The organism is Hoeflea sp. 108, from assembly GCF_000372965.1.
Lineage (GTDB): Bacteria > Pseudomonadota > Alphaproteobacteria > Rhizobiales > Rhizobiaceae > Aminobacter.
Map to the genome: position 1 here is coordinate 87,112 of NZ_KB890025.1, position 23,516 is coordinate 110,627.

Here is a 23,516-nt window from a genome sequence, read left to right on the forward strand (position 1 = left end):
TTGACAGATGTCGACGCCCATTCTCGAGATATCAGGAGTTTCGAAGTCGTTCGGCGCCATCAAAGCGCTGACCGGCATCGACTTCTCGCTGACGCCAGGCGAAGTGCATGCGCTGTGCGGCGAGAACGGTGCGGGCAAGTCGACACTGATGAACATCATCGCCGGCGTGCTGCAGCCTGACGAAGGCGTGATCCGCCTCGCCGGCGAGCGCACCGAGATCGCCAACCCAGCCGCTGCCCAGAAGCTCGGCATTGCGCTCGTGCATCAGGAGATCGCGCTCTGCCCCGATGCGACGGTTGCCGAGAACATCTTCATGTCGGCGATCAATGCCCGCCGCGCGCCGCTGATGAATTTCCAGCGCCTCAATGGCGAGGCGCAGAAGGTGATGGACCTGCTTGCGCCCATCCCGGTGCGCACCAAAGTCGGCGATCTCTCCATTTCCAATCAGCAGCTGGTCGAGATCGCCAAGGCGCTGACGCTCGACTGCCGCGTGCTGATCCTCGACGAACCGACGGCAGCCCTGACCGAGCCGGAAGCGCAGCGGCTGTTCGCGATTGTCCGCGAACTCAGGTCGCGCGGCATCTCCATCATCTATATCAGCCACCGCATGGCCGAGATCTTCTCGCTGTGCGACCGGGTGACGGTGTTCCGCGACGGCCGCTATGTCGCCACCGACGAGATCGCCGCGACCTCGCCCGACGAGGTGGTGCGCAGGATGGTCGGCCGCGAGATCGCCCAGCTCTACCCCGACAAGCTCGACCCAGATGAAATGCCTGGCGGCACCTTGCTCAAGGTGTCCGACCTGTCGGACGGTGCGCGCTGCTTCGGCGTCGGGCTGGAGCTTCGCGCCGGCGAAATTCTCGGCATAGGCGGCCTGATCGGATCGGGCCGCAGCGAAATGGCACAGACCATGTGCGGCCTGCGGAGATCGGTTTCGGGCGCGATCGAAATCGACGGCCAGCCAAGCAAGATTTCTTCCTATGCCGATGCGGTGAAGGCTGGCCTTGTCTATCTCTCCGAGGACCGCAAGGGCTCTGGCGTATTTCTCGACATGTCGATTGCCGCCAATGTCTCGGCGCTCGACCTCGGCAAGCTCACAGGCAAACTCGGCCTGCTCGACCGTCGGGCCGAAACCGCGCAGGCAACAGAGCTGGCGAAGCGGCTCGGCGTGCGCATGGCGGGCGTCGGCGCTGCCGTCTCGACGCTCAGCGGCGGCAACCAGCAGAAGGTGGCGATTGCCAAGCAGCTGTCGGTCGGCCCCAGGGTCATGATCATGGACGAGCCGACGCGCGGCATCGATGTCGGCGCCAAGGCCGAGATCCATCGCCTGCTGCGCGAGCTTGCCAGGCGCGGCGTCGGCGTCATCGTCATCTCCTCCGAGATGCCAGAACTCATTGGCCTGTGCGACCGCGTTCTGGTGGTGTGCGAAGGACGGATAGCAGGCGAACTCGCTGCCGACGAACTCGGCGAGGAAGCCATCATCATGCTCGCCTCCGGCGTGCAGCCAAACTCACAGAATGCCAGGGCTCAAAATGTCGCCTAGGGAAGCGGAAGCACCGATCATGACGGCTCAGATCAAGACCGAAAGCCAGGGCGCGCGCTGGAACCTTGCGCGGCTCGGCTCGATGCGCGAGGCAGGGCTGATCGTCATCATCCTGGCGCTGTGCATTGCCATGTCGTTCGCCTCGCCGCACTTCCTGACATGGGGCAACTTCCGCGCCATGCTGATGAGCTTCTCCATCGAGGGCATTGTCGTCGTCGGCATGACCATCCTGCTCATCGTCGGCGGCATCGACCTGTCAGTCGGCTCGGTCGTCGCCTTTTCGATGGTGGTGTCGGGTGCGCTATTTCTCGCAGGGCTCGATCCGTGGACCGCCAGCCTGATCGGCATCGCGGTCAGCGCACTGATCGGCGCGGTCATGGGCTTCTTCGTCACCGTGGTTGGGCTCAACCACTTCATCACTTCGCTCGCGGCAATGGTGATCGTGCGCGGCCTGTGCCTGATCGTCACCAAGGGCACGCCGCTGTCGCTGTTCACCTTGCCGCCGGCTTTCAAGGCGATTGGCCAAGGCAGCTTTCAGGGCGTTCCCTATGTCATCATCATCTTCGTGGTGGTGGTTGCGATCTTCGACTTTTTGCTGCGCCGGGCGACCGCTTTCCGCAAGGTTTTCTACACCGGCTCCAACGAGAAGGCGGCGCAGTATTCCGGCATCCGCACCAAGCAGGTGAAGTTCTGGGTCACGGTGCTGAGCTCGACGCTCGCAGGTTTCGCAGGTGTCATCTACATGTCCCGCTTCGGGGCGGCCACGCCCACCTTCGGTGCCGGCATGGAGCTCAACATCATTGCCGCAGCCGTCATCGGCGGAGCCTCGCTCAATGGCGGCTCGGGCACCATCTTCGGCGCGATCCTCGGCATGGCGCTGCTGTCTGTGGTCACCAGCTCGCTGATCCTGCTCGACATCTCGGTCTACTGGCAGGACATGATCAAGGGCTGCATCCTGCTCGCTGCCGTCTCCATCGATCACCTGCTTCACCGCAGGAAGGCATGAGCGGGAGGCGCATGATGGCAAATGGAAACTCACGCGACGAAATCGCCAGTGCTCGCCAGATGCACCAGGCGCTCGTGCTCCACTACATGGAAGGCAAGACCCAGGCTGAGATCGCCCACGAGCTGGGCATCTCGCATGCGACGGTCAACCGCCTGATCAAACGCGGCCACCAGATGGGGCTGGTCGAAATCAGGATCAAGTCGCCGATCGAACACCTCGTCGCCATCGAGGCGCGGCTGGTGGCGCTTGGCGGCCTCAAGCGCGCGGTGGTCGTGCCGTCGCTCGGCGACAATCCGCAGACAGCACTTCAGCGCGTCGGCGAAGCCGCAGCAACGCTGCTGCAAGACACGATCAAGGATGGCGACACCATCTCCATCACCGGTGGCAAGGGCGTCTCGGCCGTGGTCGCGGGCCTCAATGGCGGGCGGCAGGTCAAGGTCGAGGTCATTCCGGCGACCGGGCTCGTGCAGGGCAAGCACTACACCGACGTCAACCATGTGGCGTCGCTGATGGCCGACAAGCTCGGCGGCCGCGCCTTCCAGGTGCATGCGCCGCTGTTTGCCGACAGCCCCGAGCAGCGCAACATGCTGATGGGGGTCAGCTCCGTTTCCGACGTGTTCCGCAAGGCGCGCGAGGCCAATGTCGCGGTGGTTGGCATCGGCTCGATCCTGACCGACGACTCCAGCTATTACGACCTGCATCCCTCGTCGAGCACCGACCGCCAGGCCATCGAGCATTCGGGTGCGGCGGGCGAGCTTCTCGCCCATCTCGTCGATGCTCAGGGCAAGGTCTGCGACTACAGCCTCAACCGCTGCCTGGTGTCGCTGACCCTGGAAGAATTCGCCACCATCCCGCGCACCATCGGTGTTGCCAGCGGCACAAGCAAGGTCGCGCCGATCCTGAGCGCCATGCGTGGCAACCACCTTGAAACCATCGTCACCGACGAAGCCACGGCCCTTCAGGTCCTGGAACTCGCCGAAGGAAAGAGACCATGAGCCAGCTTGTTCGCAACATCGGTCGATCGGGCATCGCCGCATCCGGCGTCGGCCTCGGCACCTGGGCCATCGGCGGCTGGATGTGGGGCGGCACCGACGAGGATGCCTCGATTGCCGCGATCCAGGCGTCCATCGATGCCGGCGTGTCGCTGATCGACACGGCACCTGCCTACGGCCTCGGCCGCAGCGAGGAGATTGTCGGCAAGGCGATTCGTGGGCGCCGCGACAAGGTCGTCATCGCCACCAAATGCGGGCTCAACTGGCATTCCGGCAAAGGCAAGCACTTCTTCGACCAGGACGGACTGCCCGTTCATCGTTATCTCGGCGCCGACGGCATCGCCCATGAGATCGAGCAGAGCCTGCGACGCCTCGGCACCGACCATATCGATCTCTACATCACCCACTGGCAGGACCCGACGACGCCTGTTGCCGAGACGATGGACACTCTGTTGCGGCTCAAGCGGCAAGGCAAAATCGGCGCCATCGGCGCAAGCAATGTCAATGCCGACGAGCTGAATGCCTATGTCGAAGCGGGCCAGCTCGACGCCATCCAGGAGCGCTACTCGATGCTCGACCGCGAGATCGAGGACACGCTGCTACCGATCACGCGGGCCAATGATGTCGCCACGCTCAGCTACTCGTCGCTGGCGCTCGGCCTGCTCTCGGGCGCCATCGACCCGTCGAGAAAGTTCGAAGGCGACGACCAGCGCAAGGACAATCCGCGCTTCTCCGAGGTCAACCGGCAGAAGGTTGCCGCGCTCAAGGCGGCCATTGCGCCCGTCATCGACCGGCACCGGGCGAGCATGGCGCAGGTGGTGATCGCCTGGACGCTGGCCCAGCCCGGAATCACATTTGCGCTCTGTGGCGCTCGCAATCCGGCGCAAGCCCTTGATAACGCGCGGGCCGGCCAGATCAGGCTCGATGCCGACGATCTGACAGCCCTCGACACCGCCATTTCCAGGCATCTCGTCGCGATGGACGCCTGACCGAAGGAAGCGCTCCGCACCATGAACCGCAGCGAAACCATAGCCGGCCTCAAGGGCCGGAACGGCCCTGCCGTGCTCGTGATCGGGGGCGGCATCAACGGCATCAGCTTGTTCCGCGAGCTGGCGCTGCAGGGTGTCGACGTGCTCCTGGCCGACAAGGGCGACTATTGCTCGGGGGCGAGTGCCGCTCTGTCGCGCATGGTGCATGGCGGCTTGCGTTATCTAGAGAACGGCGAGTTCAAGCTGGTGCGGGAGTCGCTGCTGGAGCGCGACAGGCTGCTCAAGAACGCCCCGCATTTCGTCGCCCCGCTGCCGACGACGGTGCCGATCTTCGATCTCTTCTCGGGCATCACCAACGGTGCCTTCCGCTTTCTCGGCCTGACCCGAAGGCCAAGCCGTCGCGGTGCTGTCGTCATTAAGGCGGGGCTCGCCGTCTATGACGTCCTGACTGCCAGCCGCCAGCTGATGCCGAAGCACATCTTCCGCAGCCGGGCCGAAACACTGAAGACCTGGCCGGCGATCAATCCCGATATCCGCAACTCCGCGACCTACTATGACGCCTGGGTCAGCCGGCCCGAGCGGCTGGGCGTTGAAATGCTGAACGACGCGCTCGTCGCCAATCCTTCTGCAGCTGCGTTGAACCATGCGCAGGTCAGCGGTGACGCCGACGGGGTGATGCTCACCGACACGCTGACCGGCGAGACGATGCGGCTGAAGCCGCAGCTGATCGTCAACGCCACCGGCGGCTGGATCGACCTGACAAACGCTGGCCTTGGCACCTCCGTACCCAGAATGATGGGCGGCACCAAGGGCTCGCACCTGATCGTCGCCAATCGCGAGCTGCACGACGCGCTCTCGGGCCACATGATCTATTACGAGAACGAGGACGGTCGCATCTGCATCCTGTTCCCCTATCTCGGCAATGTGCTTGTTGGCTCGACGGATATCCGTGTCGACGATCCGGACGAGGTGCGCTGCGAGGCCGACGAGCGCGATTACATTCTTCAGTCGCTCGCCTTCGTTTTCCCCCATCTGCGCATCGCACCTGAAGAGATCGTCTTCCAGTTCGCCGGTGTACGCCCGCTGCCGGTCAGCGACGATAGCTTCACCGGCCGAATCCCGCGCGATCATTTCTGTGAAGCGGTTCCAGCGAGCGGCGCCGTGCCGGAGATGCTGTGCATGATCGGCGGCAAGTGGACCACGTTCCGCTCCTTCGGCGCGCTGGCCGCCGACATGGCGCTGGAGAGGCTCGGCATGAAACGGGCCAGGGATACCGAGGAACTTGCCATCGGCGGCGGCAGGGATTTCCCTGCTGATGTCGAACGCTGGCTGATCGAACAGGCAGCCATTTCAGGACTGCCCCGTGCCCGCATCCGCGAGTTGTTCGAGCGTTATGGCACGGACGCGGCAACGATTGCCGAAGCGCTCGGCGATGACACGATGTTGCTAGGCTGCCGCTACTCCATTGCCGAGCTCGCCCATCTGATCGCGCATGAACATGTCGAGAAGCTCGACGATCTGCTGCTGCGGCGCACGACAATCGGCGTGACCGGCAAGCTCTCGTCCGGGCTCATCGAGCAGGCGCTCGACATCTTGGCTGGGGCCAAGGGGTGGGATGAACAGCGTAGCGCCCGCGAGCGCCAGGAATTTCTCGCCCTGCTGGAAAGCCGGCACGGGCTCGACGCCACCAAACTCTCAGCAAGATCCGAAAGGAGCGCTCAATGCGCATCAGCCCTAAAGTCCGCATGAACCGTCTGTTCGCCAACGGTCGCTGTCTCGACGTTGCCATCGACCATGGCGTCTGCAACGAGCCATCCTTCCTTGACGGGCTGGAAGACGTGGCTGGTGTGGTCGACCAACTGGTCGCGGCGCGTCCCGATGCCATCCAGATGAATTTCGGCCAGGCCGATCTGCTGCAGGAGCGCGCGGGCAAGGACAAGCCGGCGCTGGTCATGCGCATCGACATGGGCAACCCCTACAACAAGACCCGCCACCGCGACATGTGGTCGGTGCTGCAGAACGAGCACGAACCTCTGATTGGCGCGCTGGCGATGGATGCTGCCTGCGTTGTGGTCAACCTGTTCATGCTTCCCGACGAGCCCGACCTGTTTCGACAGTGTGTGCAGAACATCGCGCGTGTCCGCGCCGACTGTGACAAATACGGCATGCCGTTGATGATCGAACCGCTGGCGATGCTGCCAAATTCGGAGCGCGGCGGCTACATGGTCGACGGCGATGCCGAGAAGATCGTGACGCTGACGCGGCTGGCTCGCGAGATGGGCGCCGACATCGTCAAGGCCGACCCGACCACGGAGGCTGGCGATTTCTACCGGGTGGTCGAAGCGGCGCGCTGCCCGGTGCTGGTGCGGGGCGGCGGCAAGGAGGACCTGCGGACCGTATTCGACAAGTCGGCGGCACTGATGGCGCAGGGCGCGCATGGCATGGTCTATGGCCGCAACGTTTACCAGCATGCCAATCCGCGCGCGGTCGTGGCGGGCCTGATGGCGATCATCCACGAGGGAGCCGACGGTGCAACAGCCTGGGACCGGTACAGCCGGTCGAACTAGGGCATTTGCTCGACGCAGCGTCCCGCAAGCTGCGAACCGGTCGTGCGGGCACATGCGATCAAACAAGACAGAGCCTAATTCCCATTCGATGCGAATGGGATAGGCTCCAAGGCCTTGGGAGGGGCTTATGGGAGGATATATTCTCGGCCTCGATGCCGGCAACACCGTCATCAAGGCCGTGCTGTTCGACCTTGAAGGGCGTGAGCTGGCACTTGCCGCCAAGGACGGCCGGTCGTGCATGCCGAAAGCAGGTCATGTCGAGCGCGACCTGGGCGAGCTGTGGCGCAATGCCGTCGAGGTCATCGGACAGTGCATCGAACGGTCGGGTGTCGATGCCGCAGACATCCTCGCCGTCGGTTGCGCCGGCCATGGAAACGGGCTCTATGCGCTCGACCGTGACGGCGAGCCGCTTGTCGGCATCCAGTCGCTCGACACACGCGGCGCAGCACTTGTGTCGGAATGGCAGAAGCAGGGCGTCGGCGAACGCACCTATCCGCATTGCCTTCAAAAGCCGTGGGCGGCGCAGACGCCGACGCTGCTCGCCTGGCTGAAACGCCACGATCCGGCGCTTTATGGGCGCATCGGTACTGTGTTCCTGTGCAAGGATTTCGTCGTCAACCGGCTGACCGGCGCGCGCTCGTCCGACACCACCGACATGTCGGGATGCGGACTGCTATCGATGCCGGGCCGCCGCTATGAAGGTGAGTTGCTTGCCGCCTACGGGCTCGAGGACTGCGCGCCGCTGTTGCCGCCGGTGCTGGAATCGGCCGAGATCGCCGGGCGCATTTCACCTGAAGTTGCGCGCCTGACCGGGCTTGCCGAGGGAACATCTGTCATTGCCGGGCTCTTCGACGTGGTTGCCAGCGCCGTAGGCTCCGGCGTCACCCGCACCGGCGCTGCCTCGATCATCGCCGGTACCTGGAGCATCAACCAGGTCATCACCAACGAGCCGATCCGCGACCCCAGCATCTTCATGCTTTCGACCTACGATCCCGAGCGCTATCTGGCGATCGAATCCAGCGCCACCTCCGCCGCCAATCTCGAATGGATCGTGCGGGAGTTCTTCGAGCACGAACACGAAACCGGCCGTTCGCCCTTCGAGGTCTGCGGCGAGCTGGTCGCTTCGATCGATCCGACGAGTGATGTGCCGATCTACCATCCTTATCTCTATGGCGCCCAGACCAACGGCCAGGCGCGTGCCGGCTTCTACGGCATCGCCGGCTGGCACAGCCGTGCCCATCTGCTTAGAGCGCTGTTCGAGGGCGTGGCGTTCGAACACCGACGTCATGTCGAGACGTTGCGGGCAGCGGGTGCTACGCTCGACGAGGCGGTGCTGTCGGGGGGCGGCTCGCGCAGCGCCATTTGGCCGCAGATCTTCGCCGACGTGCTGGGCCTGCCGGTAACGGTGGCGCGCAGCCGCGAGACAGGCGCACTGGGTGCTGCCATTGCCGCCGCCACCGGCGTCGGTGTCTTCAAGGACTTCGCCGACGGTGCATCTGCAATGACGGCGGCGGCGCGCCACTATGAGCCCAATTGCGAGCTGGCGCAGGCCTATGGACGGCGCTACCGGCTTTATGGCGAAATCAATAAGGCGATGGGCCCATTGTGGCAGAGCATGGCGAGCGAACAGGTCGGGGCATGACCGATACAAGCGATTTCGGCACCTATGACTTCGTCGTGGTCGGCGCCGGCTCGGCCGGCTGCGTGCTGGCCAACCGCCTGTCCGCTGATCCTGGAAATCGCGTGCTTTTGCTCGAAGCCGGCGGCAGCGACCGCTATCACTGGATCGATATTCCCATCGGCTATCTCTACTGCATGGGCAATCCGCGCACCGACTGGCTGATGAAGACCGAGGCCGAGGCGGGCCTCAACGGTCGGGCGCTCAACTATCCCAGGGGTAAGGTTCTGGGCGGCTGCTCGTCAATCAACGGCATGATCTACATGCGCGGCCAGGCCGCCGACTATGATGGCTGGCGCCAGGCCGGCAATGTCGGCTGGGGCTGGGACGACGTTCTGCCCTATTTCCTCAAGTCGGAGGACTATCATGGTGCGGCGCCATCCGGACACGGCAAAGGCGGCGAGTGGCGGGTCGAACGCCAGCGCCTGTCCTGGCCGATCCTCGATGCCTTCCGCGATGCCGCCGAGGAGATCGGCGTTCCGCGTACCGATGACTTCAACCAGGGCACCAATGAAGGTTCCGGCTATTTCGAAGTGAACCAGAAGAAGGGCGTGCGCTGGAACACCTCCAAGGCGTTCCTCAGGCCGATCCTCAACCGGCCCAATCTGCGCGTCGTCACCGGCGCCGAGACAGAACGGCTGGTGCTCGATGGGCGGCAGGTGCGCGGTGTGGTCTTCCGCTTCGATGGCAAGCTGTTTGAGGCGAAGGCCGGGGAGACGATCCTTGCCGCAGGCGCGATCAATTCGCCGAAAATCATGGAGCTGTCGGGCATCGGTCGGCCCGATGTGGTCTCCGCGCTCGGCATCGATGTGGCGCACCGGCTCGACGGCGTAGGCGAGGGGCTGCAGGATCATCTGCAGATCCGCACCGTCTTCAAGGTGAGCAATGCCGCGACGCTCAACCAGCGCTACCACAATCTGTTCAGCCGCGCGGCAATGGGCATCGAATATGCGCTCAGGCGCTCCGGCCCGCTGTCGATGGCGCCCAGCCAGCTCGGCATCTTCGCCCGCAGCGATCCGCGCCTCGAGACGCCCGACCTCGAATACCACGTCCAGCCGCTCAGCACCGACAAGCTCGGCGAGCCGCTGCACCGCTTCCCGGCGGTTACCGTTTCGGTTTGTAATTTGAGGCCGGAAAGCCGGGGCACGGTGCATGCCGTGTCGGCCAATCCGCGCGTGGCGGCCGCCATCAGGCCCAATTACCTTTCAACGGAAGGCGACCGCGATGTCGCCATCGCTTCCATCCGCCATGTGCGCAAGCTGATGTCGACTGCGGCCATCAAGCGCTTTTTGCCGGAAGAGATATTGCCCGGGCCGGCAGTCGCGAGCGACGCCGATGTGCTGCGCAAGGTCGGCGACATCGCCACCACGATCTTCCATCCGGTCGGCACCTGCAAGATGGGCTCGGATCCCATGTCGGTGGTCGATGCGCGGCTCAGGGTTCACGGACTGACCGGCCTGCGCGTCGTCGATGCCTCGATCATGCCGTCGATCGTCTCGGGCAACACCAATTCGCCTGTCATCATGATCGCGGAGAAGGCGTCCGAGATGATTTTGGCGGATGCTGCATGAAACTGCGCGACGGGTCTGACAACCCCTGGGCGCGCTGCTCTAAGCCCTGTCCAGGATCGTCCGGGCGCGGGCAATGACGGGTGCATCGACCATCTTGCCGTCGAGTGCGAAAGCACCGCGGCCTTCGCTTTTTGCGGCCTCGGCGGCAGTCGCGAGCCGCTGGGCCCAGTCGAGCTCGGTTTCGGTCGGGGAAAAGCCGGCGTTCAGCAGCGGCACCGCGGACGGATGCACACAGGTTGCGCCGTCGAAGCCGAAGGCCTTTGCCTCAGCTGTGGCTGACCTGATTCCGTCGAGGTCGGTGTAGTCGGCAACGCTGCGCAAGAGCCCGAACGACTGCTTGCCGCATGCCTTTGCGGCCATGTGCAGAAGTTGCTTGGGCAGGCGCAGCACCTCGGGCGTGGGCTCGGCGCCCATTGCGGTGGCATAGTCCTCGCCGCCGAGCGCCAGCCCCATGACACGCGGATGTGCGCCAAGCGAACGGGCATCGAGCGCCGCGCCTGGGTCCTCCACAAGGCCGATGAACAGCGTCGGCTCGCGTTCGATCGAGGCGAGCAGCGTCGCCAACTGGTCGAGTTCCTCAGGTGCCGACAGCTTTGGAATCATCAGGCCGGTCACGCCGGCCCGGCAGGCGGCAGCGGCATCGTCGAACCGCAGTTCGGCGGGCGCGTTGATGCGCACGAAAACCGCGGCGCCTGCTTGTCCGACCTGCCTGACTGAGGCGGCAAGGTTTTCGCGCGCCGAAATCTTGGCGTCTTGCGGCACCGAGTCCTCGAGATCGAGGATGATGGCGTCGGCGCCCCGCTCATGCGCCTTGGCGACGAACCGCTCGGCATGAGCCGGCACATAGAGCAGGGAGCGCAGCCTCATCTGCCGGCTCCCGCGACGATTTTCGCAACTGCCTCGGGCGAGACGCCGACCTCCTCGAGCACTTCAGACGTGTGCTCGCCGAGCCCCGGCGCCGGGCGACGGAAGGTTCCCGGTGTCGCCGACAGACGCGGCACGATGTTATGCATCGGCAGCGCGCCATGGTCGGCGTCGTCGAGCGAAACGATCACCTCGCGCTCGGCGAAATGCGGGTCGCCGGCAGCGTCGGCGATACTGTAGATCGGCCCGACGGTGGCGCCGCTGTCACGCATGATGGCGAGCGCTTCGTCATGCGAACGGGTCGCGAACCAGGCGCCGATGGCGTCGTCGACCAGTTCGCGATGCCTGAGGCGCTCGCTGTTGGTGACAAAGCGCGGATCCGTGTTCATGTCGGCCCGGCCGATGATCTCGAAGATGCGGCGCGCCACTGCCGGCGTCGAGCCGGACAGGGCGACATATTTGCCGTCGGCGCAGCGATAGACGTTGCGCGGGCTGGCCGTGTTCGAGGCACTGCCGACACGCTCCTTGACCTTGCCGGTCAGCGCATGGATGCCGGCCTCGGGGCCGAGCACCGAAAAGATAGGCTCGAGCAGCGACAGGTCGACGACCTGGCCGCGCGACTTGCCCTTTTGGCGGGCAAAGAGCGCGGTTGCCGTCGCCGACATGCCATAGATGCCGGCAATCATGTCGGCGAGCGCCAGGGGTGGCAGCACCGGTTCACGATCAGGGAATCCGGTTCGATAGGCGTAGCCGCTCATACCTTCGACGATGGTGCCGAAGCCGGGGAGTTCGGCATAGGGCCCAGTCTGGCCGAAGCCGGAAATGCGCACGACCACAAGATCGGGATTGCGCTCAAGCAGCAGGTCCGGGCCAAGACCCATCTGCTCCAGCGTTCCCGGGCGGTAGTTTTCGATCAGCACGTCAGCACTGTCGATCAACGTCCACAGCGCCTCGCGGTCGGCGTCCTCGCGCAGGTTGAGCACCACCGAGCGCTTGTTGCGGCCATAGGTCTTCCAGAAGATCGACAGGCCGTCTTCTTTCCATTCGCGCAGTGGATCGCCGGCCGGCGGTTCGATCTTGATGACGTCGGCGCCAAAATCGGCAAGCTGCAGCGACAGCATGTTGCCGGCGACCAGTCGCGACAGGTCAAGCACCTTGATGCCTTCAAGCGGTCCCTCGGCGGCCGGGTCCCAATGCATGCGGGCAAAGCCGGTCATTGAAGGCGTCCGCCGGTCTGCTTGTCGAACAACAGCACCTTGGCCGGGTCGAAGCCGAGCCCGACAGGCTGGCCGGCCTGCAAGGGTGTTGCATCGCTCAGCACCATGGAGATGTCGTTGGCGCCGATGCGCAGCAGCACTTCCTGTGCGTCGCCCGTCGGTTCGACCAGGACGACCTCGGCGGCAACACCGTCATCGGCGAGGCCGATATGCTGGGGGCGAATGCCGTAGACGACCTTGCGACCCCGCGCGAGGCCGACACCGGCGGGCAGGGGCAGCGTGGCGCCGTCGGCAAGCCGCAGGTCTTGGCCGTCGACTTCGCCGGACAGCAGATTGATCTCGGGCGAGCCGATGAAGCCGGCAACAAAGAGGTTGTGCGGGTTGCGATAGAGCTCGAGCGGCGGGCCCATCTGCTCGATCCTGCCGCCGTTCAGCACCACGATCTTGTCGGCCATGGTCATGGCCTCGGTCTGGTCGTGGGTGACGTAGATGGTGGTTTTGCCGAGACGCTGATGCAGCTTCTTGATCTCGCCACGCATTTTGACGCGCAGCTTGGCGTCGAGATTGGACAAGGGCTCGTCGAACAGGAAGGCTCTGGGATCGCGCACGATGGCGCGACCCATCGCGACGCGCTGGCGCTGGCCGCCCGACAGCTCGCGCGGCAGCCGGTCGAGCAGGTTTTCGAGCCCGAGGATTTCGGCTGCCTCGGCAACGCGCTGTCGGATCTCGACCTTGGACACGCCGCCGAGTTTGAGCGCGAAGCTCATATTGTCGGCGACCTTCATATGCGGGTAGAGCGCATAGTTCTGGAACACCATGGCCAGGTCGCGTTCCTTGGCCGGCATGTCGTTGACGATCCTGCCGCCGATGGTGATTTCGCCGGAGCTGATATCCTCAAGCCCGGCGATCATCCTGAGCAGCGTCGATTTTCCGCAACCCGACGGGCCGACCAGAACAACGAACTCGCCGCTGCCCATGTCGAGCGAAATGTCGTCGAGCACCGGCACGCTGCCATAGCTCTTGCCGACGTTCCTGAGTTCGATTTCAGACATATTCCTCCCTTTCGATAGGCCCTTGCCGGTCCCCGCTCCCGTCGCCAGACCAGGAGCGGGGACCACACCGTCAGGCCGTCTCGATGATCTCGACCGTTCCCACGCTCATGCGGCCGAGCGCGCCCAGGCGCAGGCCGGCCATGCCGTAGGTGTACTCGTCGTCCTTCGCCTCGATGAGCGTCTTGCCGTCGATAGCAAAGGACAGCGTGTCGCCGGTCGCCGAAAACGCGAAGGCATAGTTCTTGCCGAGCTCGCGGTTGAACGGCGCGCGGGCGAGAACGGTCGTGCCGAAGTCCTCCTTGAGGATCACCACGTCGCTGCCGTCGAAGCCGGCGGCATAGAACCGGCTGGTGCCCTGGACACGTGCCGTGACCAGCTGCGAGCCACCGGCCAAAGGCTGGATGTCGGCCACGACCTTGACGTCGCGGGCATAATAATGGCCCGCCCACATGTCGGCGTCGTTTGGCGTATGGGCATGGATGCGGCCGTTCTGCAGCGTCCAGTGACCGCGGTTCCAGGTGAAGCGAGAGATCGCACCCCATTCCTGCACCTCGGTGCGCGGATCGATGACGGAGTGGCCGGCACCTTCGACCTTGAAGTCGGCAAGGAACAGGCGGCCCAGGAACTTCACCCGGCCGAAATACTCGACCTGGATGCCGATCTCGTCGATGGCTTCGAGCCCTTCCGGCACGGTGAACTCATAGTCCTGCCAGGCTTCGTGATTGGGCACGTGCCAGCCGCCGATCTCTTCGATGGTGCCCGACATGGCGCGGCGGACATAAGGCGCGACGCGCAGGTTGCCGTCGCCGTTCCACGGATCGAGCCAGAGCTTGAACGACACCTTCTGACCGGCATCGACCAGCGGAGTGAACATCGGCCGATAGCGTTCGTCGTCGAAATCTTCGCGACGGTAGAACGGCTTCCAGAAGATGCGGCCGCCCTGGCCGCGCTCCAGCCGGTCGAGCTGGATTTCGAGCGAGCCGCGTGAGCCCTCGACGTGCCTTTCGGTCGAGGCCTTGGCGCTGACCTGATTGAAGCCGGCGGTGCGGAAGGCGTGGGTGGCGCCGGGAAGGTCGAAGTCGAAGCGCACGCCGCGGCGGGTGAAGTCCTCGAGCCACAGAGCCGGCACCTCGTCGCCGCGCAGTTGCAGCGCAAGCACTGTCAGTTCGCGGGCAAAGGACGGAATGTCGACGATGTTGAGCGAGCCGACGACGCCCGAGGCGATGACGAAATCGTTGATCGGCTTGCGGTACTTGTCCCAGCCGGGCTGCACGCCCTGGAAGGTGCCGACGATGGCGCCCGCATTGCCGGCGTTGCAGTCGGTATCCCAGCCGGCCATGGTGGCGATCTCGGCGGTACGCGGCAGGTCGCCCTCGCCATAGAGGATCGCCATCACGGTCACGCCCGCATTGGGGATGATGTGGCAGACGCCGGGATAGCGGTCGTAGCCCCACTCGGCAGTCAGCATGTCGCGGCAGGCACGCCAGTTATCAGGATTGGCCTTGTGGAAAGCGATCACCGCGTTGGCCACGCGGGCATAGGTCGAGCGCGGATCGATGGTTGCAAGGGCCGCCGCAACGATCTCGTCGATGGAGGTTGCCTCGAAGGCCTTGGCGATGGCTGCGGCGCAGAAGCGCGCGCCATTCAGGCCATCGCCGTCATGGGCGACGGATGCCGCGCGCGCCGAGGCGTCGGCGGCCTTCTGTGGCTCGCCCGGATGCACCCAGCCCCAGCTGTCGATGAAGATCTGGCCGCCGATCTGCTCGGCGATGGTGCTGCCGTTCTGGGCGATGGAGCCCGACTGCGGGGCAGGAATGCCGGCGCGCAGGTTGCGATAAGCGGTGTGTTCGGTGGAGACGCCGAAGCCGCCCCACCAGTACATGCCGTGCTCTTCTGCGGCATAGTTGACCCAGGTCTTGCCGACATGCTCGGCGGTGGCGCCCAGACCGTAGTCGCGCAGCGCGCGGATGAAATAGACCGGCCCGTTGGTGTCGTCGTCGGCGGCGAAATTCTTGAAATCGCGCAGGTACTGGGTGACCTCGCCATAAGTCTTCTGGACGCGCTCATAGCTCCAGATCGTCGGTTCGACCGGTGCGCCAAGGCGAACGCCAATGGCCTTGCCGATGAAGCCGGCATAGATCTTTTCGTAAATCGTCTCTTTGGTGAGCTTGGGCATCGTCGGTCTTTCGTTGCGAAACTAGAGCGTAAGGGCCGCGCGGCGGGCAGCACGCGCGTCAGCGGCGGCCTGGTCGGCGGCAAGGATGGTCTTGACCGTCGCCGTGAAGGCGTCGGCGGAGGCGTTGAGATCGAGCCGGTTGGCGGTGTCGAGCAGCGCCCGGTCGGCTTCGGCAATGACGCTTTCGCCATGCATGGCGCCGAGGATCGCGCCGGCCATGACGCCGATAGAGTCTGTGTCGCGGCCGGAGTTGGCGCCGTCCTCGATCGACTTGCGGAAGTCGCCCGCATTGAGCAGGCAGAAGCCCAGCGCCAGCGGCAGCTCCTCGATCGCGCCCAGGCGGCTCGGCTGGTAGGCGTTGGTCAGCCGACCGGCCTTGGCGGGCGTGTGATTGACGTCGTCGCCCATCGGCGAATAAGGCGCGATGACCCTGTGGAACTCGGCAACGACCGTTGCATGGTCCGCGCCTGTCGTGCGCAGCCGTTTCGCGGCGTCGGCTATGTCGGCAATGGCGTTGCGGGTACCGTCCTTGGCGAGCGCCAGCGCCGTTTCGACGACCTCGTCGATGGTGGTGCCAGGAATGAAGGCAGCGGCCACTGCTGCTGCGAAGACGCCGGCGGCTTCGAGGCCATAGCTCTCCTGGTGGCCGGAGGCGAAGGCGATCGCTTCGTCATAGGCGGCCCTGGGATCGCAGGCGTTGACCACGCCGATGGGGGCCACATACATCGCAGCTCCGCAATTGACCATGTTGCCGATACCGCCCTGGCGTGGATCGCAGGAGGCCAGCTGGTGGCGCTGGAAAATCCACTTTTCCGGGTAGAACAGCCGCTCGATCAGCATCGCCTCGCGCTGCAATTCGGGTACCCAGCGCGGGACCCAGGCGATCTGGCGCACCATGCCGTCGGCCATGTCCCAGGCGTCGAGATGCCTGCCGGTCTCGGCATAGATATCCATCAGGCACAGGGTCATCAGCGTGTCGTCGGTGACGATGCCGTTGCCGCGGATTCTGCCGTTGCGCGCCGTCGCATCGAGCGACATCTTGTGCCACTCGGTGTCGAGCGAGCTCACCCGCCCGTAGCGCTTGGCGATCTCGGCGGCGGAAAGCTTTTCGATCGGCGCTCCGATGGCGTCGCCGAGGGCGACGCCATGGATGAGCGCACGGACTCGTCCCCGGAGGGAGAGCCCCTGTGCATCACTTGGCTGCATCAAGTACGGTCCTTGCATATTCGTTGAGACGCTTGCCACCGGCGGCTTCCCATTCGGCGACATACTGGTCCCACTGGTCCATCTTGGCTTCGCCGGAGATGAACTTGTAGACCCAGGAGCGGTAGACGTTTTCGGTGGCGTCGAGATCGGCGGCATATTCGGCCGGCCAGACGAAGGAATTGTCCGGCTTGAAGTATTTCTGGATCGTCGCCAGCGACTGCTGGGCGGCTTCCGACTGCCAGACAACAGGCGGCTTCCAGTTTGCCGTCACCATGAAGCGGGCATACCAGGTCGCCATCTTGTCGGTGACCTTATAGGTGTCGCCGTCCTTGGTGTATTCCTGGCCCTCGAAGCCGAGGCGGTCCATCATCTGGCCCTCGGGGCTCGCCATGAAGTCGAGCAGCTTCATCACCTCGGCTTTGTGCTTGGAGGTGGTCGAGATGGCAAAGCCGCGCGACTCCTTGGACACGTCAACGGCCGACAGGCCCTGGCCGACCGGGCCCTTCGGCGGCGACAGCAGCACAAGCTCGGTGCCCGGATGGACCTGGCGCATCTTGCCGCCATAGATGTCGATGACTTCGCCCGACGAGCCGAAGATCACGCCGGCCTTGCCGGTGTAGAACTTGTCTTCCTTCACGTCGAACTTGGTGGTGATGTATTCGGGATCGTACAGGCCGTGCTCGCGCAGCGAGGCGTAGAAGGCGATCTTGTCCTTCTCCTGGCTGGTGATACGGGCATGCACCCACTCGCCGGCGGCATTCTTCATCCACGAACCGGTGACACCGAATGCCTGGTTGAAGATCGAGTCGAGCTCGTTGGTGTTGTCGGCAGTGGTGACGCCATAAGTGTCGGCCTTGCCGTTGCCGTCGAGGTCGCCGTCCTTGATCGCCTTGAACAGGTTCACATAGTCTTCGACCGTTTCAGGCGCCTTGAGCCCGGTCTTCTCCAGCCAGTCCTTGCGGATCACCGGCTGCGGGCCACGCACCGGATAGACATAGAGCAGGTAGGGATAGTTCTTCAGGCGCTCGACATTGTGCGGCCACAGCCCGTCCTTGACGTTCTTGGACTCGGCGATCATGGGCGTGAGGTCCTCCAGCACGCCCTGTTCGACCATCTTGGCGTCGCCGCCCTGGAAATAGATCAGGTCCGGAATGTCGCCCGACAGCAGCATCACCGACAGCTTGTCGGCGTAACCCGACGAAGGCAGATCGACCAGCTCGATATCAAGGTCGGTGCCCTGTGCCCGCAGCGCATCCTCGATGCGCTTGAGGTGCTTGACGTCGTCGGGGTTGTTCGGCCCGAAATCCTTCGACACGATGCGGATCTTGACCGGCTCGGCCATGGTGGGGACAGCCACGGCAAGGCTCAGCGCGAGCGCTGTCGATGCCATCAGGAAAACTCGTCTCAACATTTCATCTCCTCCTTTGGATAGGCTTTTTGGTTGGTACTCTTCGCCATCAGCCCTTGAGCGCGCCGCTCATGGTGCCCTTGGTGAAGAATTTCAGGATCAGCGGGTAGATCGCGAGGATCGGCGCGATGGTCAGCAGGATCATGCCGGCCTTGAGTGACCTGAGGTCGATCTGGCTTGCGCCGGTGTTGTTGTTGGCGTTGTCGATGCCGACGATGGCAAGCTTGTCGCCATCGATGACGAACTGGCGAAGCACCACCTGCAGCGGCCATTTGTTCTGGTCGTTCAGGTAGATCATCGCATGGAAGAACTCGTTCCAGTGGAAGACGAGGTAAAACAGCGAGATCGTTGCCAGCGCTGGCTTTGCCAGCGGCAGCACCACATACCAGAACACCTGGAAGGGATTGGCGCCGTCGAGCTCGGAGGCCTCGAGCAGTTCCTTGGGGATTTCTTCGAAGAAGCGGATCAGGATGATGAGATACCAGGCGTTGACCGCCTTGTAGAGGATCACCGACCAGTAGCTGTTGAGCAGCCCGAGCCGCTTGTTGACGAAATATTCCGGAATGATGCCCGGTTCGAAGACGATGGTGACGAGCACCAGGATGAACAGCGCCTTGCGTCCCGGCAGGCCCGGCCGAGACAGGCCCCAGGCCATCAGTGCGGTGCCGACGACGCCGATAGCAGTCGAGGCGGCGGTGATGAAGATCGAATTGAAGATGCCGCGCTGCACGTTTGGATGCTGGAGCAGCACGCTCCACACCTCGAGCGAGAATCCGCTGGGCAGGATGGTCAGGCCGCTCATGCCGGGCACCCTGGCGGGCTCGGACAGCGACACCGCCAGAAGGTTGAGGATCGGCTGCACGGTCACCACGACGAGCAGCAGAAGCGTCGACACGATGATGGCATATTCGATGCGTTCGAGCGGGGTCTTGCGCGACAGGGCCATCACCAAACTCCCTTGCCGGTCAGGCGCTTGGACACGAAGTGGGCCACAACGATCATGATCGTGCCCAGCACCGCCTTGAACAGGCCGGCCGCTGTCGCCAGCGAATACTCGCCTGTCTGCAGACCGATGCGGTAGACGTAGGTGTCGACGATATCGATCTTGGAGCGCACCACGTCGTTGGAGAAGTTGATGACCTGGTTGAGATCGGCGTTGAGGAACATGCCGGCATTGAGGATGAACAGCGTCGCAATCGTCGGCACGATGCCCGGCAGCGTGACGTGCCAGATCTTTTGCCAGCGGTTGGCGCCGTCGATCTCGGCGGCGTCATAGAGTTGCTGGTCGATGGCGATGATGGCGGCGAGGTAGAGCAGGCTGTCCCAGCCGGCGGAGCGCCAGATTTCGGTGAAGACCAGAACCCAGCGGATGGCGCCGGTGTCGGTCATGAACGAGCGCGGCGCGATGCCGGCCATGCCCATCAGGTTGTTGACGGCGCCGTCGGTCGGCGACAGCGCGGCGATGAAGATGCCGGCGATCACGACCCAGGACAGGAAGTGCGGCAGATAGATCGCAGATTGGATGAACTTGCGCAGGCGGCCGCCGCGCACCTCGTTGATCAGGAGCGCCACCAGGATCGGCACCGGCAGGAAGAACGCCATCTTCATCGCCGAGATGATCAGTGTGTTGGCAAGCACCTGCCAGAACACCGGCGAGGCAAACAGCACGTAGAAATGCTTGAGCCCGACCCAGACATTGGGCGGCACAATCCGGACCTGCTCGAAGGCGATGCGCGCCTCCCAGATCGGCAGGTAATGCAGCACCAAAAAGAAGGCGAGGCCCGGCGCCATCATCACGTAATACGGCCACCAGCGGCGCCAGCCATGCGCCAGCGAGGCCTGCGTCGGCTTCCGGCGGACACTTGATTTGGGAACGTTCCCAATTTCGGGCGCGACCATGGCCCTGTTGTGGTCGGTCATATCAGGCTACCTCCCGTTCCCGACCGCGCGCCTGGGCTGGACCAGCGACAGGTCGGCAAGCGACCCACGCTCGATCAGCCGGCATGGCAGGAACACCCGGCCGTGTTCCGAACGGCCGGCAATTTCGTCGAGCAGGCAATCGAGTGAGCGCACGCCCATCTCGCGCCCGGGCTTGGCCACGGTTGTCAGGCCGGGCCATGAGAAGGCGCCGGCCGGCACGCCGTCGAAACCAAGGATCGAAACGTCCTCGGGGCAGCGCATGCCGGCTTCGCGCGCCGCCATCATCGCGCCCAGCGCCATCAGGTCGTTGGCGGCGAAGACGGCAAAATGGCCGCCGCGATGGCGCTGCAGCAGGCGTTTCATCGCCTCACGCCCCCCTTCGACCGTGTATTCCCCGTCTTCCATCGGCAATGCCGCCGGATCGACGTCGCGCTCGACGCAGTGCTCGTGAAAGGTCCGCAGGAAGCGCGCGCGGGCGATACGCGACTTCGGGCCGAGGATCAGGGCAGGGGCGTGATGACCCTTTGAAACCAGGTGGTCCATGCCCAGCCGTACCGCCTGGGCGATGTCGGAGCCGACACTCGATGTCTCGGGAAAGCGCTCGGCGCTGGAGCCGATCAGCACGAAAGGCAGGCCGAAGCGGTCGAGATCGTCGAAATTGTCGGCCACGGGATTGATGATCGCGCCATCGACCCGCGCCTGGCGCAGCGCGCGCAAATGGCCGGCCTCGCGCTGATGGTTCCAGTCCGAGGAGAATACCAGGAGCGACGCGCCGTTTTCAGCGGCGCGATCCTGGGCGCCGCGCGCCACCTCCGCCCAGAACGGATTGGTGATATCGGGAATGACCAGGCCGAGCAGCCCCGTGCGCCCGGAGCGCATGCCGACAGCGAGATCGTTGCGCTCGTAACCCACGGCCTGGGCTGCAGCGAGCACCCGCTCGCGGGCCTCGTCGGTGACGTTGGAGGCTCCGGAAAGCGCACGACCGGCGGTGCTCTTCGACACCCCCGCCTTCTCCGCGACGTCAATGATCGTCGGGCGCTTCCGCTGCATTCCCTATGCTCCTCCCGAGCGACTTGTGGGAACGTTACCATGATCATTTGCCGGCGGCAAGCCACCGCCGCCAATTTGGCAGTGCGGTTGGAGCACAATGCTTGCGCCCCGGTATCTGTTCTCAAGGATTGTTCACGCAAGCCCGGCCCGATGCCGCGACCATTGCGCCAACGAACATGCAGCCCGCAGTCGGCGCGCGCATGAAGTAATGAAGTGGTTCGGCATGGCGGCGCGGGGTCGTTTTGGCCGCGCCGCCTTGAGCCGATGTCTCAGAGCCCGATCTTGTCGAGCGGCGGGCCGGGGAAGCGGCTGAAATCGGCTGCGCCTTCGGGCGTACCGATCAGCTCGCGCACGGCGCGGATGCCCTGGTCGATCGCCGAATGCGCATAGGCATAAGCGCCGCTGTCGGCATTGGCGATGGCGATGCGTCCCCATGGCTTGCGTGCCGTCTCGATGGGCAGCGGGCCATCCGGCCAGTAGGCGTCCCATGGCCTCATATACTCATAGGCGTAGCCATGAGCCCAGCGGTTGCAGGTGATTGCCTCGATGTCACGTGCGGCGTCGAAGCCGCCCGGCCCGAGGGCGCGGTTGAGCATGTCGCGGATCGAGCGCTCCATCTCTTCGAAGGTGAGGCTGTAAAGCTCCCAACGCCCGGCCTGGAACTGTTCGCGCGCCGTGTCGGCAGGGGCGGCAAACACCTTGGTGAGGTGCAGCGCCACCGGCTCCGACGGCTTGTCGACGAACTTGTAGTCGCCCACCGACACCGGGAAGTCGATCGAGGCGCCGCTCCAGAAATTGCCGCGCGCGGCAAAACGGTCGATCTTGAGCTTGTCGAAGGCCTCCCAATTGCGGATCACCACGTTGGTGTAGATCAGCGGCACCTTCTGCTGGTCGTTGAGAGCGGTCACCTGCTCCTTCGGGAGTTCCTCGGTGAGGTAGGGGATGACACGGTTCCAGCAGGCGAGCACGACATGGCTGCCGGTGACCGAGAACGGCTTGCCGCCTTGGCCGGCATAGGTGACGACCACTCGCTCGGCGCTGCCAGGCGCACCGTCATGTGCGACCTTCACAACCGTCGAGTTCAAGCGGATACGCACCGGGTTCGCAGCCACGTCGAGCTGCCCATAATCAAGCGTGCCGGTGGTGATCTCTTCCATTGTCGTGCCGGGGAGGGCTGCCGGAATGAGGCCGCGCACCAGCGCGCGGGCGATGCCGGCATTGCCCTCGGGGAAGTGGTAGATGTAGTCGTCTGGTCCGGCGAAACCCAGTCGACCGCTTGGCGCCATGTTCTTGTGAACCGCCTCGCCGAGATCCATCGCGTCGAAGCCCGGGCTGCCGTTGGTCCAGGCGTCGAGCGCGCTGGTGGCGTCGATGCCGACACCGAAATAGCCCATGGTGGTGATCTGGTAGAGGGCAACGATCTGCGGGTCGACCTTGGCATGGTCGAGCAGGAACTGCTTGTAGGTGATGTCGCTCAGCTTTTGCAGCTTCGCTTCTCGGTCGAGGCCGGGCAGGTAATCGGCTGGGCCTTCGATCAGCGTGACGAGGTCGGCCTTGGCCTTGTCGTTGAGCGGGGTTTCGGCAATCCAGGCTTTCGCATCCTTGCCGCGGATCACCAGCTTGTCTTCGCCCCACTGCTCCTTGCAGAAGAACAGAGCCCGGCTAGAAAGGCCGCGATCGTCGCGCCATTTGTTGTTGAACCAGGTTTCGAAACGCTTGAGGTCGATGCCGACATCGAAGAGCAGCTTGTGCACGGCGGGGCTGAAGAAGCTCGGCGTGTCGATCGACTGCGAGCCGCCATAGCCGATGATCTTGCGGCCGCTGGCCGTGACATATTCGTTGCGCTTGGCATGGCCGCCGAAATCGTCGAGCGGGTCGATCAGCAGCACGCGTTTGTCCTGCCCGGCCTGCTGGCGGTAGACGTAGGCAGCGGCCAGGCCCGACAGGCCGGAGCCGACGACGACAAGGTCATAATGCTCGCCGGTCGCAGTCACCGCGCCGGCCTTCTGCCAGTAGGAGCCGTCGCGCACGGCATGCATGACGTTCTGGGCGGCGTCGGTCTGGCCGCGCAGGCCGGCCACGCTCGGCGGGTAGGCGGCGGGTGCCCCTGCGGTTTGCGCCCTCGCGGCGCTTGGGCCCAGCGCCCGCATCGCCATCATGCCGCCAGCGGCAAAGGCGATCCCATCGAGGAAATCGCGCCGGCTGATCGGCCGGTCCATACCGAGCCGCTTGTCGTCTTCATTCCAGTTCATTCTGCTGGCCTCCCTGCTTGCCCCT

At 64.4% G+C, this 23,516-nt stretch carries 18 protein-coding genes; 8 read left to right on the plus strand and 10 right to left on the minus strand.

Annotated elements, in window-relative coordinates:
• Positions 1–7: 7 nt before the first annotated feature.
• From B015_RS0126450 to B015_RS0126485, 8 genes are all read left to right on the plus strand, one after another.
• Positions 8–1,543, plus strand: a complete 1,536-nt coding sequence (locus tag B015_RS0126450) for a sugar ABC transporter ATP-binding protein (RefSeq protein ID WP_018430777.1) — start codon at positions 8–10, stop codon at positions 1,541–1,543.
• Between the two features lie 19 nt (positions 1,544–1,562).
• Positions 1,563–2,549: an ABC transporter permease gene (locus tag B015_RS0126455; protein ID WP_018430778.1), complete on the plus strand. Its 987-nt coding sequence runs from the start codon at positions 1,563–1,565 to the stop codon at positions 2,547–2,549.
• Entirely contained in the window at positions 2,546–3,544 is a 999-nt protein-coding gene (locus tag B015_RS0126460) for a sugar-binding transcriptional regulator (RefSeq protein WP_040457321.1), read from the plus strand. The genes B015_RS0126455 and B015_RS0126460 overlap by 4 nt, the downstream gene beginning before the upstream one ends.
• Positions 3,541–4,530 (plus strand): aldo/keto reductase, encoded by a 990-nt coding sequence (locus tag B015_RS0126465; RefSeq protein WP_018430780.1) that lies wholly within the window; start codon positions 3,541–3,543, stop codon positions 4,528–4,530. Before B015_RS0126460 ends, B015_RS0126465 begins: the two co-directional genes overlap by 4 nt.
• A gap of 21 nt (positions 4,531–4,551) precedes the next feature.
• Positions 4,552–6,279 carry a glycerol-3-phosphate dehydrogenase/oxidase gene (locus B015_RS0126470; RefSeq protein ID WP_018430781.1) on the plus strand — a complete coding sequence of 576 codons (1,728 nt, stop codon included), beginning with the start codon at positions 4,552–4,554 and terminating at the stop codon, positions 6,277–6,279.
• Positions 6,252–7,097 carry a class I fructose-bisphosphate aldolase gene (locus B015_RS0126475; RefSeq protein WP_040457352.1) on the plus strand — a complete coding sequence of 282 codons (846 nt, stop codon included), beginning with the start codon at positions 6,252–6,254 and terminating at the stop codon, positions 7,095–7,097. The genes B015_RS0126470 and B015_RS0126475 overlap by 28 nt, the downstream gene beginning before the upstream one ends.
• Positions 7,098–7,224: 127 nt before the next feature.
• Positions 7,225–8,739 (plus strand): FGGY-family carbohydrate kinase, encoded by a 1,515-nt coding sequence (locus B015_RS0126480; RefSeq protein ID WP_018430783.1) that lies wholly within the window; start codon positions 7,225–7,227, stop codon positions 8,737–8,739.
• Positions 8,736–10,346: a GMC family oxidoreductase gene (locus tag B015_RS0126485; protein WP_018430784.1), complete on the plus strand. Its 1,611-nt coding sequence runs from the start codon at positions 8,736–8,738 to the stop codon at positions 10,344–10,346. The genes B015_RS0126480 and B015_RS0126485 overlap by 4 nt, the downstream gene beginning before the upstream one ends.
• Positions 10,347–10,385: 39 nt before the next feature.
• Here B015_RS0126485 and B015_RS0126490 read toward each other — a convergent pair whose 3' ends face one another.
• From B015_RS0126490 to B015_RS0126535, 10 genes are all read right to left on the minus strand, one after another.
• Positions 10,386–11,213 (minus strand): CoA ester lyase, encoded by an 828-nt coding sequence (locus tag B015_RS0126490; protein ID WP_018430785.1) that lies wholly within the window; start codon positions 11,211–11,213, stop codon positions 10,386–10,388.
• Positions 11,210–12,427, minus strand: a complete 1,218-nt coding sequence (locus tag B015_RS0126495) for a CoA transferase (protein ID WP_018430786.1) — start codon at positions 12,425–12,427, stop codon at positions 11,210–11,212. The genes B015_RS0126490 and B015_RS0126495 overlap by 4 nt, the downstream gene beginning before the upstream one ends.
• A complete protein-coding gene (gene ugpC / locus B015_RS0126500) occupies positions 12,424–13,479 on the minus strand; it encodes a sn-glycerol-3-phosphate ABC transporter ATP-binding protein UgpC (RefSeq protein WP_018430787.1) in 1,056 nt (351 codons plus the stop codon). Before ugpC ends, B015_RS0126495 begins: the two co-directional genes overlap by 4 nt.
• Positions 13,480–13,549: 70 nt before the next feature.
• Positions 13,550–15,655 (minus strand): ADP-ribosylglycohydrolase family protein, encoded by a 2,106-nt coding sequence (locus B015_RS0126505; RefSeq protein ID WP_018430788.1) that lies wholly within the window; start codon positions 15,653–15,655, stop codon positions 13,550–13,552.
• Between the two features lie 21 nt (positions 15,656–15,676).
• Entirely contained in the window at positions 15,677–16,861 is a 1,185-nt protein-coding gene (locus tag B015_RS0126510) for an ADP-ribosylglycohydrolase family protein (protein WP_018430789.1), read from the minus strand.
• A complete protein-coding gene (locus tag B015_RS0126515; RefSeq protein WP_157632921.1) occupies positions 16,848–18,272 on the minus strand; it encodes an extracellular solute-binding protein in 1,425 nt (474 codons plus the stop codon). Before B015_RS0126515 ends, B015_RS0126510 begins: the two co-directional genes overlap by 14 nt.
• A gap of 46 nt (positions 18,273–18,318) precedes the next feature.
• Positions 18,319–19,215: a carbohydrate ABC transporter permease gene (locus B015_RS0126520; RefSeq protein WP_018430791.1), complete on the minus strand. Its 897-nt coding sequence runs from the start codon at positions 19,213–19,215 to the stop codon at positions 18,319–18,321.
• Positions 19,215–20,189, minus strand: a complete 975-nt coding sequence (locus tag B015_RS0126525; RefSeq protein WP_018430792.1) for an ABC transporter permease subunit — start codon at positions 20,187–20,189, stop codon at positions 19,215–19,217. The genes B015_RS0126520 and B015_RS0126525 overlap by 1 nt, the downstream gene beginning before the upstream one ends.
• 6 nt (positions 20,190–20,195) lie before the next feature.
• Positions 20,196–21,239, minus strand: coding sequence for a LacI family DNA-binding transcriptional regulator (locus B015_RS0126530; RefSeq protein ID WP_018430793.1), 1,044 nt, complete (start codon positions 21,237–21,239; stop codon positions 20,196–20,198).
• 269 nt (positions 21,240–21,508) lie between these two features.
• Positions 21,509–23,491, minus strand: a complete 1,983-nt coding sequence (locus B015_RS0126535) for an NAD(P)-binding protein (RefSeq protein ID WP_018430794.1) — start codon at positions 23,489–23,491, stop codon at positions 21,509–21,511.
• Positions 23,492–23,516 lie beyond the last annotated feature (25 nt).